Below are 17,005 nucleotides of genomic sequence, written 5' to 3'. Positions count from 1 at the left end.
AGGTTCGCAAAGTTTTATGGTTTGAAACTAAAGTTAAGTTCGCAAAGCTTAACAAACTTTGCGTAAATCCTTGCGCGCTTTGCGGTTAAATTTTAGATAATTACACATTTAAAAAAATAGTCAAAGGACTTGAAGCAATGGCTTGTTTATATTGCTGTCCCAGTTTTGCCTCAAAAGCTTTTCGTCCGGCGATTACGGCTTCCTTAAAGGCTTCGGCCATTAATTTTGGATTTCCAGCTACGGCAATTGCGGTGTTGACCAATACAGCATCGGCACCCAGTTCCATTGCTTTTGCGGCATCTGAGGGTGATCCAATTCCCGCATCGATAATGACAGGAACATTGCTTTGCTCTATAATTATTTCCAGAAAATCTATAGTTTTCAATCCTTTGTTGCTACCAATAGGAGATCCTAATGGCATTACAGCCGACGTCCCCGCATTTTCCAAATGTTTACACAATACGGGATCAGCATGGATATAGGGCAAAACAATGAATCCCAGTTTCGCCAATTCTTCTGTCGCTTTCAAAGTTTCGATAGCGTCCGGCATTAAGTATTTTGGATCGGGATGAATTTCAAGTTTTACCCAATTAGTTTCTAAAGCTTCTCGGGCTAGTTGTGCCGCAAAAACTGCTTCTTTGGCATTGCGAGCCCCAGATGTGTTGGGTAATAAATTAATCCGAGGATGTCTTAAATGATTTAAAATCGCATCGGTATCAGTTTCTAGATCAATTCTTTTGAGAGCGACGGTTACCAATTCGCTTTGGGATGCTAGAATAGCTTCTTCCATTGCTACATTAGATCCGAATTTGCCTGTCCCTAAAAACAATCGGGATTGAAGTACTTTGTCTCCTATTTTAAATAATGACATTGCTATATAAGTTTTCGTTAAGTTGAGTGATGATTTTTCTTTTTTGATCGCTATTTGTAATAATACCCGAAACCGCAATACCATGAATTCCTGTTTCCATGAGTGATTCTACATCTTCTAATGTAATTCCGCCAATGGCATATATTGGTGTTTCTTTTTGAATTTCATTTAAGTTTTGAATTATTGAATGATATCCATCAAGTCCCAATATTGGACTTAAATTGTCTTTGGTTTTTGTAAATTGAAAAGGACCAAGACCAATATAGTCGCATTCATTTTGGATATGATTAATAACATTCTCTAGAGTATTTGCCGTTGCTCCGATGATTTTTGTTTTTCCTAAAATACTTCGCGCTTCTTGTATACTCATGTCTGTGAGTCCCAAATGAACCCCGTCTGCAGCAATTTGTTCTGCTAAATGTACATTGTCGTTCACTATAAAATTGGCGAGATATTCTTCGCATAAAAAATGTACGGCTTCTCCCAAAGCAAATGATTTTTTTGAATCTTGATTTTTGAATCGCATTTGTATCCAGTCACAGCCATTGTCTAAGGCTTGGTGAATGTTGTATAATTGTTCTTTGACAGTGTCTCCTTGTGAGATGTATTGTAGTTTGTTAAACATAATGAAATCCTAGTTTGGTTGGGTTTGATTGCAAATAGTTTTCGGTATATTTTTTTGCATTTTTACAAGCTGTTTTTAGGTTTTGCCCTAATGCAAGGTTGGCTGTAATTGCTGCCGAAAGGATACAACCTGAACCGTGTTTTTCATGGCATTTGTTAGTTTTGGGAGGAAATCTATAAGTACTATTTTTAGAATATAAATAATCAACACCAATTTCGGTTGGGTTGTGTCCGCCTTTTAATAGAATTGAACAATAAATGGAATACAATTTTACTGTCATTTTGATATTTTGTGCTTCGGGATTAAAATGCATAATTTCATTGTAATTCGGAGTAATCAAATCTATTTGTTCTAGTATTTTTATTAAAAGAGTTTGGTTTTTTAAAAATAAAAAATCAAATTCAGTTGAAGATTTTAAAATAGGGTCCCATATTATTTTTATGCTTGGAGAAATTTTTTTAAGACAAAAAATAATTTTATTCAAATAATCCAAAGAGGGTACAATTCCAATTTTCACTACTTCAATCGAATGATTTTCAAATAGAGTTGTTATGGATTCCAATATAAAATCAAGAGAGGTCCATCCGATTTTACAAAATAGTTGATCAGTTTGAATGGTATTTGCGGTGTTGATAGCGAAACCGTATACTTTGTGCTGTTCGAAAGTTTTGATGTCTGCCAAAACCCCTGCACCACCAGAAGGATCAAATCCCGCTATTGTTAAAACGATTGGACGATTTTCTGACATGATTTAAAGTTTTTTATGGGATTATTGCTGTTCCATATAGTTCCTAATAGGGCTACATTGTCAAATCCGATTTTTAATGTTTTTTCAACTTTGTTCGATTCTATACCACCCAAAGCGATGAGTTTTGTTGTGTAATTGGTTCTATGATTAATCGCTTCCAACCAATTTATTTCTGAATAATAGTTTTCTTTTGAAATACTTGGGTAAATGGGGCTAATAAAAGCATATTCAAAAATTTTATCCAAAGTATTAAAGTCTTCTATGCTGTGAACTGATGTAGATAAATGAAATTCTTTTGTTTTGTAGGAGTCAAAAGGTGTATTTTTTGGTAGTAATTGTATAACTTTTCGTTTGCTTTCGCTAATGTGGATGCGCTTTATTTTAAACTCTTCTACTAAATGATGATGACTATGCATAACCAAACGGGAGCTATAATTTTGATGGATGCCTGATAGAAATTGTTTCATTTCTGAATCCGAAAAATATGGTTTTCGAATATGTAACAACTCCAAATTGCTCTCAAAAAGAGCATGTATGGTGGCGATTTCATTGGTGATCGGAATTGGATTTGTGATTACTATCATTGTTGGTTTACGATTAATAGGATAGCAGTTAGTTAATAATTTCTAACTGCTATCAGTTGGTTTTTAATTGGTTAAACGTATATTTCTTTTCCTTGTTCAATGAATTCCTCTGATTTTGTTTGCATACCTTTTTCGGCTTCAGCGACATCACGTATTTCTTGGGAGATTTTCATGGAGCAAAATTTGGGTCCACACATAGAACAAAAATGAGCCACTTTTGCTCCTTCTGCCGGTAAAGTTTCGTCATGAAATTCTCGGGCAGTGTCTGGATCCAATGACAAATTAAATTGGTCTTCCCAACGGAATTCAAAACGCGCCTTACTTAAAGCATTGTCACGGTATTGTGATCCAGGATGACCTTTGGCTAAGTCGGCGGCATGTGCGGCAATTTTATAAGTGATAACTCCGTCTTTTACATCTTTTTTGTTGGGTAATCCTAGGTGTTCTTTTGGAGTGACATAACATAGCATAGCACAGCCATACCATCCAATCATTGCTGCTCCTATTGCTGAGGTGATATGGTCGTAACCAGGGGCAATATCGGTAGTTAATGGCCCTAAAGTATAAAAAGGTGCTTCGTCACAATGTTCCAATTGTTTCTCCATATTTTCTTTGATCATGTGCATGGGAACGTGACCAGGACCTTCAATAAAAACTTGAACATCGTGTTTCCAAGCAATCTTTGTGAGTTCTCCTAGTGTTTCAAGTTCAGCAAATTGTGCGGCGTCATTGGCATCGGCAATAGAACCGGGGCGTAATCCGTCTCCTAATGAGAACGCTACATCGTATTGTTTCATGATTTCGCAAATGTCCTCGAAATGGGTAAACAGAAAATTTTCTTTATGATGAAATAAACACCATTTGGCCATTATAGAACCACCGCGGGAAACTATGCCTGTAGCCCTTTCGGCTGTTAAATGAATGTAGCGCAATAAAACTCCAGCGTGTATGGTGAAATAAGAAACGCCTTGTTCGGCTTGCTCGATAAGGGTGTCGCGGAAAACTTCCCAAGTTAAATCTTCTGCAATTCCGTTTACTTTTTCCAAAGCTTGGTAAATGGGTACTGTTCCAATGGGTACAGGAGAATTTCTAATAATCCATTCTCTGGTTTCGTGTATGTTTTTTCCGGTTGATAAATCCATAATCGTATCAGCTCCCCAGCGACATGCCCAAACTGCTTTTTCAACTTCTTCCTCTATGCTTGAAGTTACAGCACTATTACCGATGTTTGCATTAATTTTTACCAAAAAGTTGCGGCCTACAATCATTGGTTCGCTTTCGGGATGGTTAATGTTATTGGGTATTATGGCGCGTCCTCGGGCTACTTCGCTGCGCACAAATTCGGGGGTAATTTTGCTTTTTGGGGTATTGGCACCAAAACTGTTTCCATGATGTTGGCATTGCATCGCTTCGGTTTGCGCATTCAATTGTTCGATACGTTGGTTTTCGCGTATGGCGATGTACTCCATTTCGGGAGTGATGATGCCTTGTTTTGCATAATACAATTGCGATACATTTGCGCCTTTTTTGGCTCGCATCGGTTGGTGTAAATATTCGAAACGTAAATCGTTTAATTTTTCATTATTTAATCGTTCCTTGCCATAATCAGAAGAGATTTCGCTTAATATTTCTACATCATTACGATCTAGTATCCATTGTTCTCGAATGCGAGGCAATCCTTTTCTAATGTTGATTTCTATATTTGGATCTGTATAGGGTCCAGAAGTATCATAGACGGTTATAGGTGGGTTTTCTTCTATTCTTCCATTCGATAAATTAGTATTGGCTAACTTAATTTCTCGCATAGCAACTTTTATGGGATGTATTTCACCTTTAACATAAATTTTTGTCGAATTAGGAAATGGTTTTCTGGATATTTTTTCTTCGTTGGTCATAATTTTAATTTTTTATAATACGGTATGTTTGTTTTCTGTTTTGAAAATGGATATTCAATGTTTAAAAGAGATGTTCTTGGTTTGTGTTTTTGCGTGAGGGATAGAAGTAAGCTACCGAAGTAGCACGGATAGCTCGACAGCATTAAGGAAAAGGGCCTAATAATAGGTATGATAAGTTGGCCCTTTTTCTTAATGGTGGCACGCCCTAATGGTTTTTATTAACCAAGAGGGTGTTATTTTTTATCCACCTTGTGTAGCGGAAATAATAAGTATATCGTCGATTTCGTTGATTTGGTGTGAATTCCAATTGGTTTTTGGAATGACGGTATTGTTGATGGCTACGGCGATTCCGTTTTGTTTTTCGGGAATCTCCAAATCGAGAAGTGCTTGAATAGTTAGACTTTCAAGTGAGAATTGTTTGTTTTGATTGTTGATTTTAAGCTCCATTCCTTTTAAGATTTAGTATATATTATACTTTAGGAATGGCCAAAACGGTACGTAATAGTACACGGAAGTCATCTTACTTTTCCCTACGCTAGTATGAACTAGATCAGGTTCAGAGGGTAAAATCTCAGCCTACAATTGTAGACACCCCTAAAGTTGGAAACAAATGTATGTAAAAAAGTTTGAAAGTTTAATCGTTTGGAAGTTAAAAGTTGTTACAACTGTAACTCTTCTTATTGATGTTGAGGTGCTTTCCAGCAATCTTCTGTATGATCGTTGACCATGCCTGTAGCTTGCATGTGAGCATAAATAACGGTTGAGCCGACAAACTTAAATCCGCGTTTTTTTAAATCTTTGCTTATTGCATCAGATAGGGGAGTTGTAGCTTGTACTTCACTTATGTTTTTGCGGTTGTTTATAATGGGTTTTCCATCTACAAAATCCCAAATGTACTTTGAGAAACTGCCAAATTCTTCTTGAATTTTTATAAAGGAAATGGCATTTGAAACAGCGGAACGTATTTTTAATTGGTTGCGAATAATACCCGGATCTTGTAGTAAATCTTGTATTTTAGGTTCGGTATAGTTTGCAATTTTTATATAATCAAATGCATCAAAAGCTGCTCTGAAATTTTCTCTTTTGTTAAGAATGGTAATCCAACTCAATCCAGCTTGAAAGGTTTCTAGAATTAAAAATTCGAAAAGGGTTTTGTCATCATATACAGGGACTCCCCATTCTTCGTCATGGTATTTTTGATATAATTCGCTGGAAGTGCACCAACTGCATCTTTTACGTTGTGTTTTCATTATTTTTTTATTTCCCAGTGGTACCCTTTAACTGAGGGGATGTAAGCAGCGCCATTTACAAGGATTAAATCGGTAAATACTTTTTTGTTGTATTTGATGCCTAAGGCATCCCCAGAAATGTAAGTTTTATTTTGTTTGAATACAAAAGTCATGGTACCATTTCGCAGTTTTGCATCAGAAACTTTTTCAATAAACCAAGTGGAACCCCATTTGAAATGTAATTTATTTGGTCCTAGATAAGTTATCTGTTTTATTATGGTAACGGCTTCTTTTGTGAATTTAAAGTTTTCTATGAGTTCTTTTTTATTATAGGTTTTTCCAACTTCTCCATTTTTTAATAAGTTTCTAATTGGAGTTTCCGATGTCATTTCCTCTTTTTTGCTTATAGGGTTTATGTGAGTATGGATAGGGTGAGAAGGTGGTGTTGTTATTTTTGTTTTTAAGTTGTCGTTTTTTGTGCTTTTATATTTTTTATTTTGTATATCGTTCTCTTTTGAAGTTGTTGTTGCATAATTATTTAAAGTGTCTCTTTTCTCCGAAAAAACACTATCGAATGCCAAATTTTTGATTTTGGTTATTCTAGTTGTTTTTTGATTTTTTTCTTCAAGATTATTTTGTCCGCAACTAACAAGTACTGCCAAAATTATAAAAAAGACAATTGTTTTAATTTGCAACATGATAATAGTTTTGTAGTTTGGAATTTTATTTCAAATTTAATTTATTTTTAAATTTAAATGGGATGAATTTGTAAATATTATAAATCTGAGAATTTTATTTTTTTTGGATTATAAGAAATATAATTTGGATATAATGAGAATTTAGTCTTTCAAAAATAAAGTTATGTTGTGTAGTTTATTAAATCAAATTAGTTGGTAAAAAAAATCCCATTCTATAAAAAGAATGGGATTTTATGTAAAAATTATATTATTAGTAAGTTTAAAAGACTTGTTTAACTCCTTTAGCATTATCAAATACATAACTCACTAACCAAGCAATTTGACCTTGTTTAGCAAAATATATTTTTTTACTTTGTATGTTTGGAAGGACTTCTAGTGAGGTTTCAAGTAGATTAAAAGCGGCTATTAAATACTTGCGTTGGTAAGTGTTTAATACTCTTTGGATTTCTACGTTTTCTCTACCATTAGCTTCAAATCTCTGGAAACTGTTTTCAGCGGTTGCTCTAATGCTTAAGATGTCATCATACTGAACTTGAGTGAAATTTTCTTCTGCTTTAATTCCTGTAGAAAGTGTGTAAAATGCCCATGCAGCACCTCCAGAAATGTATACATTGCTTTTTTCTTGTGATTCAGCTCTACTAGAATACATTTTTTTAAAGCTCTCTCTTACTGTAGGTAAGTAATCGAATAAGACTTCACTAAATTCAAAAACTGTTTTTTGTTTGCATTTTTTGTTGATAAGCTCAGTTAATGTAACTGTTCCATAGTCACAAGATATTGGGAAAAATACAGAGGAACCATTAATGTCTTTAGCATATCCTCCTTTAGTGTTTCCTCCTCCGATATCAATAATAACTGAGTTTAAATAATTTTTAGGAGGGATACAACCTCTTAAAAGCAATTTTGCTTCTAGTGATGAGGAGATTATTTCTATTTTTTTATTAGTTAAAGATTTGATTTTGTCTACTAATTCTGCTGTATTAGTAGCTAGACCTACTCCTGATGAGGCTACAATGAAAATGTTTTTATCTTCAATTTTGTATTCGCTAAGCATTTTTTTGTAATTGTTATAAACTACAGTTCCTGCTTTTTCAATATCTTCTTTAAAAAGGGTACCATCTTGTGAAATACCAGCGGCTATTCCAACGTTTTCAGTCCAAAATTCCTTTACATCGTAAGTGTTTTTTTTGATACTTTCTACATCAAGAACAGTCATTTTTATTCCTTTACTTCCTATTTCTATTCCACCATATAGTTGTGCCTGAGCAGAATAGGAGAGTATTAGGCAGACAATTAAGTAGTGTAATTTCTCTTTCATATTATAAGTTTTTGGGGTTTTGACATTTGCAAATCTAAATTAAAAATCCATGATTTCCTTTTATTTATTGTTTTTTTATTTAAGTTTTTTTTATTAAAAGTTTAGCTCGTTTTCAAATTGTTAATTATTTGTTTTTAAATTGTTTTGTATTTTTAACTTATTGATTGTTGGAGGATTGAAAAAAAAATCTATTTTTGCCAAAATGAATAAATTTTTTGCCCCAAAAAAATTAAATTATGATAAAAAAATACCTAAACAATTTTAAAGATTTTCCAAAAGAAATTTGGATACTTACGTTAATTACTTTTATCAATAGAGCTGGAACTATGGTTGTTCCCTTTCTCTCAAAGTACATGAAGGAAAATTTGCAATTCAGTTATAGTCAAATTGGCTGGGTGATGGTTTTCTTTGGAGTTGGTTCAATAATTGGGACGTGGCTTAGTGGTAAATTATCAGACAAAATCGGCTTTTATAAGGTGATGGTTTTTAGTTTATTTGCTAGCGGAATAGTTTTTATTTTGTTGCAATATGCAACTACTTTCGAAGAGCTTTGTATAGGTATACTTGTACTGACTAGTATTGCTGATATGTTTCGACCTGCTATGTTGGTCTGTCTAAAAACTTATACCAAAAAGGAAAATAGGGCTCGTGCTTTTGCGTTAACTCGTGCGGCTGTTAACTTAGGATTTCTTTTTGGACCTGTATTAGGAGGATTGATAATTATGCAAATGGGGTATGGATATATATTTTATGTTGATGGCGCAACCTGTATTTTAGCTATAATTGTGTTTATGCTTTTTGTTAAGGAAAAGGCTTTACCTGTTAAGTTAAAAGCAAGTAATAGTGCTCCTAAAAAAGTTTCTATAAGAAGAGATCATCCTTTTATGTTGCATTTGTTGATATGTATGATTACGGGGATTTTGTTTTTTCAAATTTTCACAACATTGCCTTTGTATCACAAGGAAAGATTTAATATGTCTGAGTTTGATAGTGGATTGCTTTTAAGTTTAAATGGATTGCTTATTTTGCTTTTTGAACTTCCAATAGTAAATTATGTAATTAGAAATAAAATAAACAACCACAGAGTTATTTTTATTGGGTTATTGTTTATGTCAACTAGCTTTTTACTCTTATTGTTTCCTTGGGAGGGTGCATTGATACCAATGATGCTATTTATGACATTTGGAGTAATGTTAACTTTTCCTTTTGCAAACTCTTTTGCAATGGGAAGATCGTACGAATCTCATGAAGGAAAGTATATGGCTGCATTTACTATGAGTTATAGTTTTGCTCATATTCTAAGTGCTAAATCTGGTATGGAGATAATTCAAGTATATGGGTATGAGACAAACTGGTTATTTATGGCTGGATTAGGTGTAGCAGGTTCTTTGCTGGTATTTAAATTGTTCCATATGGTTGAGAAGGAAGAATTAAATAATAATGATAGAAAAGTTGATGCTATTTTTCTTGACGAATAATATTTCTAAATAAAGCATTGCTAAAAAAGTGGATATTCTTATGATTATCCACTTTTTTTATATGAAAAACTAATGTTGTAAAATGGTTTATCGTTAATTGGAATTGTTTTTTGACAGAATTCATTTCTTGATTTACTTTGTCAAAGTATAAAAAAGTCCTTATTTGATTTACTGTTTATTGCTTTTTTATCCGTTGTGTAAAACTGAATTAATTCTTTAATTTTTTAATTTACGAAGAAGTATTGATTTGATTTTATTATAAAAATGGTAAAACTTCAAATTAAAAAAAAAACCCATTTTGTTAACAAACAAAATGGGATTTTATAAAGTTAGATTTTATAAAAAACAAAATCTTTACTCTTAATTTGATTATCCTAAAGCAGCTCTCTTGAAGCCAGTTACAGTAAGATCTTTGTCTAAAGATTTAGCATAAGCAGCAACACTTAATTTATTGTCTTTAATGTAGTCTTGGTTAACTAAAGTGTTGTCTTTAAAGAAACGAGCTAATTTTCCTTTAGCAATATTGTCTAACATTGCTTCTGGTTTACCTTCTTGACGTAAAACATCTTTAGCAATTTCGATTTCTTTAGCGATAGTGTCAGCATCTACTCCATGTTCGTCCAAAGCAATAGGAGACATAGCTGCAGCTTGCATAGCGATGTTTCTTGCAACTTCGTCAGTTCCTGCAATGTTTGCAGATAAAGCTACCAAAGTAGCGATTTTGTTTCCAGAGTGAATGTAAGAACCGATAAAAGCACCTTCTAATTTCTCGAAAGTTCTGATTTCTAATTTTTCACCAATAACTCCAGTTTGTTCGATTAATTTTTCAGCAACAGTGATTCCGTTGAAATCAGCAGCTAAGAATTCTTCTTTTGTGTTGTAGTTCAATGCTAAATTAGCCATTTCAGTAGCCATTTTAACAAAGTTTTCATTCATCCCTACGAAGTCAGTTTCACAGTTTAATGTGATAACAACTCCAGCAGTTTTGTCTGCATTAACAACAGCAATTGCAGCACCTTCTGTAGATTCTCTATCAGAACGGTTAGCGGCTACTTTTTGTCCTTTTTTACGTAAGTTTTCGATAGCTAAATCAAAATCTCCGTCTGCTTCAACCAAAGCTTTTTTGCAGTCCATCATACCTGCACCAGTGATTGTTCTTAATTTATTTACGTCTGCAGCAGTAATTGTTGCCATAATATAATGTGTTTAATGTTATAAAAGTAAAAATTCCAATTTTTAAATCCCAAATTCCAATTTTATTAAATTATCAACATAATGTTTCTAATTTTTTATGGAATTTGGAATTTAAAATTGGAATTTAAAATTTGATTTATTCTTCAGTTGCTGGAGCTACAGGAGCTTCAACTGCAGGAACTTCAGCTACAGGAGCTTCAGTTTCGGCAACAACTTCAGTAGCATCTGTTTCTTTGTCAGATGTTCTGTTTGCAAGACCATCGATAATTGAAGCAGTTACTAAAGATAAAATTTTATCAATTGATTTAGAAGCATCATCATTTGCAGGGATAACATAATCTACTTCACGTGGATCAGAATTAGTATCAACCATTGCAAAAACTGGAATGTTTAATTTTTGAGCTTCTTTTATTGCGATGTGTTCCGCTTTGATATCTACTACGAACAATGCTGCAGGAAGTCTAGACATATCTGCGATTGAACCTAAGTTTTTCTCTAGTTTAGCACGAAGACGATCAACTTGCAAACGCTCTTTTTTAGAAAGGGTCATGAATGTACCATCTTTCTTCATTTTATCAATAGTAGCCATTTTTTTAACAGCTTTACGGATAGTTACGAAGTTAGTTAGCATTCCACCAGGCCATCTTTCAGTGATGTAAGGCATGTTTGCAGCTTTTGCTTTATCAGCAACGATGTCTTTTGCTTGTTTTTTGGTAGCAACAAATAATATTTTTCTACCTGAAGCAGCAATTTTTTTCAAAGCATCATTTGCTTCTTCGATTTTTGCTGCAGTTTTATATAGATTGATAATGTGAATACCATTACGCTCCATATAAATGTAAGGAGCCATGTTTGGATCCCATTTTCTAGTCATGTGTCCAAAATGAACACCTGCTTCTAGTAATTCTTTTACTTCTACTTTGTTTGACATTTTTTGTACTAGTTTACGTTCTGTTGATTAGCAATGTTCCGTAATAATTTAAAAATTAAAATATTTAATGATTTAAAGATTAAGTTGTGGTTTCTTTTAATCTTTTAATTTTTCAATCTTTTAATTCGGCTTCATTTAGATGCTAAACTAATTTCCAACCTCGGTTGGACAACAACAACATTGTTTTAAAATTTTTAATACATTCTAGAATGTCTTGTACATATTGCACAAGACGGGCAATATTAACGTTTAGAGAATTGGAATCTCTTACGAGCTTTCTTCTGACCGAATTTTTTACGTTCAACCATTCTTGGATCTCTAGTTAATAAACCTTCTGGTTTCAAGATTGCTCTGTTTTCAGCATTTACTTCACACATTACGCGTGCTAATGCCATTCTAACAGCTTCTGCTTGTCCAGTTGAACCACCTCCATAAACGTTTACTTTTACGTCAAAGTTAGATGCATTTTCTGTCATAGACATTGGTTGCATAACTTTGTACTGTAAAGTAGCAGTTGGGAAATAAGTTGCGAATGGTTTTTTGTTTACAACGATAACTCCTGTTCCTTCAGAAACATACACACGTGCAACAGCGGTTTTTCTTCTACCGATTTTGTGAATAACTCCCATTACTTAAGATCGTTTAGGTTAACAGTTCTAGGTTTTTGAGCTCCTTGTTTGTGCTCAGATCCTACAACAACATTTAAATTTCTAAAAAGTTCAGCTCCTAATTTGTTTTTAGGTAACATTCCTTTTACAGCTTTCTCAACTAGTAATGCAGGATTTTTTGATTGCAATACTTTAGCAGTTAAAGTTCTTTGTCCTCCAGGGTAACCAGTGTGACGGATGTATGTTTTTTCATCCATTTTGTTACCTGTAAGGTTGATTTTTTCTGAGTTGATAACAATTACGTTATCTCCACAGTCCACGTGTGGCGTATAACTTGGTTTGTACTTACCTCTTAAAATCATAGCGACTTTTGAAGCAAGACGACCTAAGTTATGACCGTCAGCATCTACAACAATCCATTCTTTTGTAGAATTGGCTTTTGTTGTTGAAATTGTCTTGTAGCTTAATGCGTTCACAATAATATATTTTAATTAAACATTCCATCCCCAATAAAGGGGTTGCAAAAGTACAATTAATTATTTTAAATACAAATAGCTTATTTGATTATTTTTTTAATGGATTTATACTGATAATCAAATGTATATTTCAAATGTGTAGTTTTGTATTTAGTTTGAGATTTGTTTTTTTAAATAATAAGCTTAATTTATTTTTCTGATTTAATATATTTTTTGTAATTTTCCCTTTTATTCTTTTAAATGCTTATAAAATTTTATATTATCATTAAAAAATAAGCATTTTTTGTTTAATCCATTATCTTTTTATTTATTTTAAAGAACCTTCAAAAGTACTAAATACCATTATCCAATGAAAGCAAAAGCTACATTAAAACAAATTGCAAAAGAACTTAATGTTTCGGTATCGACTGTTTCTAAGGCGCTTAATGACAGTCCAGAGATTAGTGAACAAACAAAAATCAGAATAAAGGAGTATGCCAAACTTAAAAACTACAAACCTAATGTTATTGGTTTAAATCTTAAAAACCGTAAAACAAAAACTATAGGTGTAATTATCCCTAATATTTTAAATTCATTTTTTGCTAAAGTTTTTAGTGGTATTGAAAAAGCTGCCGACGAAAAAGGGTATAACGTTATTATGTGTATTTCAAATGAATCCATTGAAAAAGAAGCACATACTTTGGAGATGTTAAGTAATGGTACTATTGATGGTTTTGTTTTGTCTATTTCTGAAGAAGCACAAAAATTACATGAGTACAATCATTTTAAAGAAATTATCAATGATGGAACTCCAATTGTTATGTTTGATAGAACTTCAGATGAAGTAGAATGCGATAAAGTTATAGTTGATGATTTTGACTCTGGTCTTAATGCAACTCAAAATCTAATTGATTTAGGATGTAAAAACATTGCTTTAATTTCTTCTGTGGATAATTTAAGTGTGGGTAAATTAAGAGCCGAAGGATATCTAATAGCTTTGAGTAATAATAATATTGAAGTAAATGAAAATATTATCATTCGTACGGATACCGAAATAGATCTTATTGAAAAGATAAATGACTTGTATACTAATAATCTTGTTGATGGAGTTTTTGCCTTAGATGAAAATGATTCAGTAGGTGCATTGAAAACAGGTGTCAAAAAAGGGTATAAAATCCCGAAAGATCTTAAAATAATTGGTTTTGCAGATGGTATTCTTGCTTCAAGACGTTTGTCTCCAAGTTTAACTACTGTCAGTCAACACGGTATTGAAATTGGCGAAGTAGCTGTTAAATTGTTAATTGATAGATTAGAATCAAAAGAAGAACACAAACCTTATGAAACGGTTATTATTAAAACAAAATTAAAGGAAAGAGAGTCTACTAAATAATAATAAAGCCATTCAGAATTTTTGAATGGCTTTTTTTTATTTTACGGCTGTAGTGTTTTATATAAATGAGCAAACTCGATTCTGTGTTTTTTTAATGCGCTTCTAACCAATTTTTTCCTAAACCTATTTCAACATCTAATGGAACGTCCATAATAAAAGCGTTTTCCATTTCGTATTTGATTATAGGTTGAATTTTTTCTAATTCAGAATTGTGTACATCAAACACAAGTTCATCATGAACCTGCAATAACATTTTACTCTTCCAATTTTCAGAAATTAGTTTTTTATGGATGTTAATCATTGCAATTTTGATTATATCGGCTGCACTCCCTTGTATTGGTGCGTTTACAGCATTACGTTCGGCACCACTTTTGACCATCATATTGGCAGAGTTAATATCTTTCAAATAACGTCTTCTTCCTAAAACCGTTTGTACATAGCCGTGTTCTCTTGCAAAATCAACTTGATTGGACATGTACGATTTTAGTTTTGGATAGGTTGCATAATAGGCATCGATTAATTCAGCACTTTCTTTTCGCGAAAGTGATGTTTGATTGCTCAATCCAAATGCCGAAACCCCATATATAATTCCGAAATTTACCGTTTTGGCGTTGCTACGTTGCTCTTTGGTTACTTCTTCCAGAGGTATGTTGAATACTTTTGCAGCCGTACTTCTATGAATGTCTTCATGGTTTTTGAATGCTTTAATCATGTTCTCTTCGCCAGACAATGCGGCGATAATTCGTAATTCTATTTGAGAATAATCCGCAGATACTAAGGTGTAATTTTCGTCACGAGGAATAAAGGCTTTTCGAATCAATCGTCCTCTTTCGGTTCGGACGGGAATGTTTTGTAAATTTGGGTTATTAGAACTCAAACGCCCAGTTGCTGCTACCGTTTGCATATAATCGGTGTGGACTCTGCCTGTCTTTTTATCAACTTGGTTCGGTAATGCATCAATATATGTGCTTTGCAATTTTACCATTTGTCGCCATTCGAGAATATCACGAACAATTTCGTTGTCATTGGCCAAATAACTTAGGATTTCTTCTCCAGTAGCATATTGACCGGTTTTGGTTTTCTTTTGCTTTGCTCCGCCAATTTTTAATTTGTCGAATAAAACATCTCCTAACTGTTTTGGTGAGGCTAAATTGAATTTTTCTCCTGCGGTTTCATAAATTTTTTGTTCCAATGCGTTACTTTCAACGGCCATTTCAACCGACATCGATTTTAAAAAAGGAACGTCAAGATTGATTCCTTCCAATTCCATCGCTGCCAAAACAGGAACTAACGGAATTTCAATTTCGTCAAACAGTTTCTTTGTTTCTGCTTTGTCTAGAATCGGACTGAAATTTTGTTTCAATTGAAAAGTAATATCAGCATCTTCGGCGGCGTATTCTTTAATTTCTTCCAATGCCACCTCGCGCATCGATTTTTGGTTCTTCCCTTTTTTACCAATCAAATCTTCAATCGATTTTGGAGAATATTTTAAATAGGTTTCCGACAGAACATCCATATTATGACGCATATCGGGATTGATTAAATAATGCGCAATCATTGTGTCAAATAGCTTTCCTTTTATTTGAATACCATAATGAGAAAGGATTTTTAAATCGTATTTGATGTTTTGACCAATTTTCTCAATCGTTTCACTTTCGAAAAAAGGTTTGAACTTGTCTGCCAAAACTTGCGCTTCTTCCTGATTTTCCGGAAACGGAACATAAAAGGCCTTTCCTTTTTCAAAAGAAAATGACATTCCAACCAATTCGGCATTTAAGGCATCGATTCCAGTAGTTTCGGTGTCAAAACAAACTGAGGTTTGGTTCATTAAGTTTTGCAAAAGTAATTTCACTGCAAAATCTCCTTGAATAATTTGGTAAAAATGTTCCGTATTTTCTAAAGTTGCATAATGTGAATTAGAGTGCGCTTCGTTGCTTTCTTCATCCGAAAATCCAAATAAGTCAAATTGGTCTTCGTTGGATTTTTTTGCTGGAGTTTTTTTGACTATTTTTTCACTCTCGACAGTATTACCGTTGCCATTTGTGTCAATTTCGTCGTATTCTTTTCCAGTTCCAAAATATTTGTCAAACTGCGCTTTCATTTGACGAAATTCCAATTCTTGGAATAACGCGTCAGTTTTTTCAACATCGGGTTTTGATAATTCGTAGTCAGCCTCATTAAATGTCACTGGGCAATCGAGTAGGATAGTGGCCAATTTTTTAGACAAAATACCCAATTCGGCATTGGCTTCAATTTTGTCTTTTATAGCTCCTTTTAATTGATGGGTGTTGGCCAAAAGATTTTCCATAGAGCCATATTCTGCCAAGAATTTCTTTGCTGTTTTTTCGCCTACTCCGGGTAATCCTGGAATATTATCGGCGGCGTCGCCCATCATTCCCAGATAATCAATTACTTGCAAAGGATTGGTGATTTCAAATTTTTCCAACACTTCTGGTATTCCCCAAATTTCGATTCCATTTCCCATTCGTGCGGGTTTGTACATAAATATGTTTTCGGAAACCAATTGGGCAAAATCCTTGTCAGGTGTTACCATAAAAACTTGATAGTTCTGTTTTTCGGCCTGTTTTGCAATGGTTCCTATCAAATCATCGGCTTCAAAACCGGGAACTTCAATAATAGGAATGTGCATGGCCTTTAATAATTCTTGAATATATGGAACCGCAATCTTGATGGCTTCGGGAGTTTCATCACGATGTGCTTTGTATTCTTGATACATTTCGTATCGGTAGGTACTTCCGCCTTTGTCAAAAGCAACGGCCAAATGATCGGGTTTGTCTCGTTTTATGACATCCATTAAGGCATTCATAAAACCCATAATGGCCGAAGTATCCATTCCTTTAGAATTGATTCTTGGGTTTTTTATAAAGGCAAAATAACCACGAAATATTAATGCATAAGCATCAAGAAGGTAAAGGCGTTTTTGAGCAGACATATAAAAAATTTAGTCTGTAAAAATAGGC

The 17,005-nt window shown here is 33.5% G+C and carries 16 protein-coding genes and 1 riboswitch; of the genes, 2 read left to right on the top strand and 14 right to left on the bottom strand.

From position 1 onward, the window contains the following. Positions 1-100 precede the first annotated feature (100 nt). The 9 genes from OYT91_RS11370 to OYT91_RS11330 form a co-directional block, all read right to left on the bottom strand. A complete protein-coding gene (locus OYT91_RS11370; RefSeq protein WP_281238048.1) occupies positions 101-871 on the bottom strand; it encodes a thiazole synthase in 771 nt (256 codons plus the stop codon). Further along, entirely contained in the window at positions 858-1,496 is a 639-nt protein-coding gene (locus OYT91_RS11365; protein ID WP_281238047.1) for a thiamine phosphate synthase, read from the bottom strand. Before OYT91_RS11365 ends, OYT91_RS11370 begins: the two co-directional genes overlap by 14 nt. After that, positions 1,489-2,244 (bottom strand): hydroxymethylpyrimidine/phosphomethylpyrimidine kinase, encoded by a 756-nt coding sequence (locus OYT91_RS11360; protein ID WP_281238046.1) that lies wholly within the window; start codon positions 2,242-2,244, stop codon positions 1,489-1,491. The genes OYT91_RS11365 and OYT91_RS11360 overlap by 8 nt, the downstream gene beginning before the upstream one ends. Continuing rightward, positions 2,217-2,828, bottom strand: a complete 612-nt coding sequence (locus OYT91_RS11355; protein ID WP_281238045.1) for a thiamine phosphate synthase — start codon at positions 2,826-2,828, stop codon at positions 2,217-2,219. The genes OYT91_RS11360 and OYT91_RS11355 overlap by 28 nt, the downstream gene beginning before the upstream one ends. A gap of 71 nt (positions 2,829-2,899) precedes the next feature. Further along, positions 2,900-4,723, bottom strand: a complete 1,824-nt coding sequence (gene thiC / locus OYT91_RS11350; protein ID WP_281238044.1) for a phosphomethylpyrimidine synthase ThiC — start codon at positions 4,721-4,723, stop codon at positions 2,900-2,902. Positions 4,724-4,963: 240 nt separating this feature from the next. Continuing rightward, positions 4,964-5,170, bottom strand: coding sequence for a sulfur carrier protein ThiS (gene thiS / locus OYT91_RS11345; RefSeq protein WP_281238043.1), 207 nt, complete (start codon positions 5,168-5,170; stop codon positions 4,964-4,966). Between the two features lie 63 nt (positions 5,171-5,233). Then, positions 5,234-5,329: riboswitch (TPP riboswitch) on the bottom strand. Positions 5,330-5,400: 71 nt separating this feature from the next. Further along, positions 5,401-5,973 (bottom strand): DNA-3-methyladenine glycosylase I, encoded by a 573-nt coding sequence (locus OYT91_RS11340; RefSeq protein WP_281238042.1) that lies wholly within the window; start codon positions 5,971-5,973, stop codon positions 5,401-5,403. Further along, a complete protein-coding gene (locus OYT91_RS11335) occupies positions 5,973-6,650 on the bottom strand; it encodes a hypothetical protein (RefSeq protein WP_269221701.1) in 678 nt (225 codons plus the stop codon). The genes OYT91_RS11340 and OYT91_RS11335 overlap by 1 nt, the downstream gene beginning before the upstream one ends. 259 nt (positions 6,651-6,909) lie before the next feature. Then, positions 6,910-7,968 carry a Ppx/GppA phosphatase family protein gene (locus OYT91_RS11330; protein ID WP_281238041.1) on the bottom strand — a complete coding sequence of 353 codons (1,059 nt, stop codon included), beginning with the start codon at positions 7,966-7,968 and terminating at the stop codon, positions 6,910-6,912. A gap of 236 nt (positions 7,969-8,204) precedes the next feature. Here OYT91_RS11330 and OYT91_RS11325 point away from each other — a divergent pair, with 236 nt between their 5' ends. Next, a complete protein-coding gene (locus tag OYT91_RS11325) occupies positions 8,205-9,446 on the top strand; it encodes an MFS transporter (RefSeq protein WP_269221703.1) in 1,242 nt (413 codons plus the stop codon). 369 nt (positions 9,447-9,815) lie between these two features. Here the strand turns inward: OYT91_RS11325 and tsf are convergent, their stop codons facing one another. The 4 genes from tsf to rplM all read right to left on the bottom strand — a co-directional run bounded on the left by tsf (position 9,816) and on the right by rplM (position 12,655). Further along, a complete protein-coding gene (tsf, locus tag OYT91_RS11320; RefSeq protein ID WP_281238040.1) occupies positions 9,816-10,640 on the bottom strand; it encodes a translation elongation factor Ts in 825 nt (274 codons plus the stop codon). Between the two features lie 136 nt (positions 10,641-10,776). Further along, positions 10,777-11,571 carry a 30S ribosomal protein S2 gene (rpsB, locus tag OYT91_RS11315; protein WP_269221705.1) on the bottom strand — a complete coding sequence of 265 codons (795 nt, stop codon included), beginning with the start codon at positions 11,569-11,571 and terminating at the stop codon, positions 10,777-10,779. A gap of 242 nt (positions 11,572-11,813) precedes the next feature. Further along, positions 11,814-12,200: a 30S ribosomal protein S9 gene (gene rpsI, locus OYT91_RS11310; RefSeq protein WP_281238039.1), complete on the bottom strand. Its 387-nt coding sequence runs from the start codon at positions 12,198-12,200 to the stop codon at positions 11,814-11,816. Further along, positions 12,200-12,655, bottom strand: coding sequence for a 50S ribosomal protein L13 (rplM, locus tag OYT91_RS11305; protein ID WP_111409710.1), 456 nt, complete (start codon positions 12,653-12,655; stop codon positions 12,200-12,202). The genes rpsI and rplM overlap by 1 nt, the downstream gene beginning before the upstream one ends. Positions 12,656-13,004: 349 nt before the next feature. Here rplM and OYT91_RS11300 point away from each other — a divergent pair, with 349 nt between their 5' ends. Then, positions 13,005-14,024 carry a LacI family DNA-binding transcriptional regulator gene (locus OYT91_RS11300; protein WP_281238038.1) on the top strand — a complete coding sequence of 340 codons (1,020 nt, stop codon included), beginning with the start codon at positions 13,005-13,007 and terminating at the stop codon, positions 14,022-14,024. Between the two features lie 91 nt (positions 14,025-14,115). Here the strand turns inward: OYT91_RS11300 and polA are convergent, their stop codons facing one another. Next, a complete protein-coding gene (gene polA / locus OYT91_RS11295; protein ID WP_281238037.1) occupies positions 14,116-16,977 on the bottom strand; it encodes a DNA polymerase I in 2,862 nt (953 codons plus the stop codon). Positions 16,978-17,005: the final 28 nt, after the last annotated feature.

The sequence above is a fragment of the Flavobacterium praedii genome (assembly GCF_026810365.1).
Taxonomy (GTDB): Bacteria; Bacteroidota; Bacteroidia; order Flavobacteriales; family Flavobacteriaceae; genus Flavobacterium; species Flavobacterium praedii.
The sequence above is the reverse complement of the archived record's forward strand: the minus strand, read 5'-3'. Positions and strand labels throughout refer to the sequence as shown.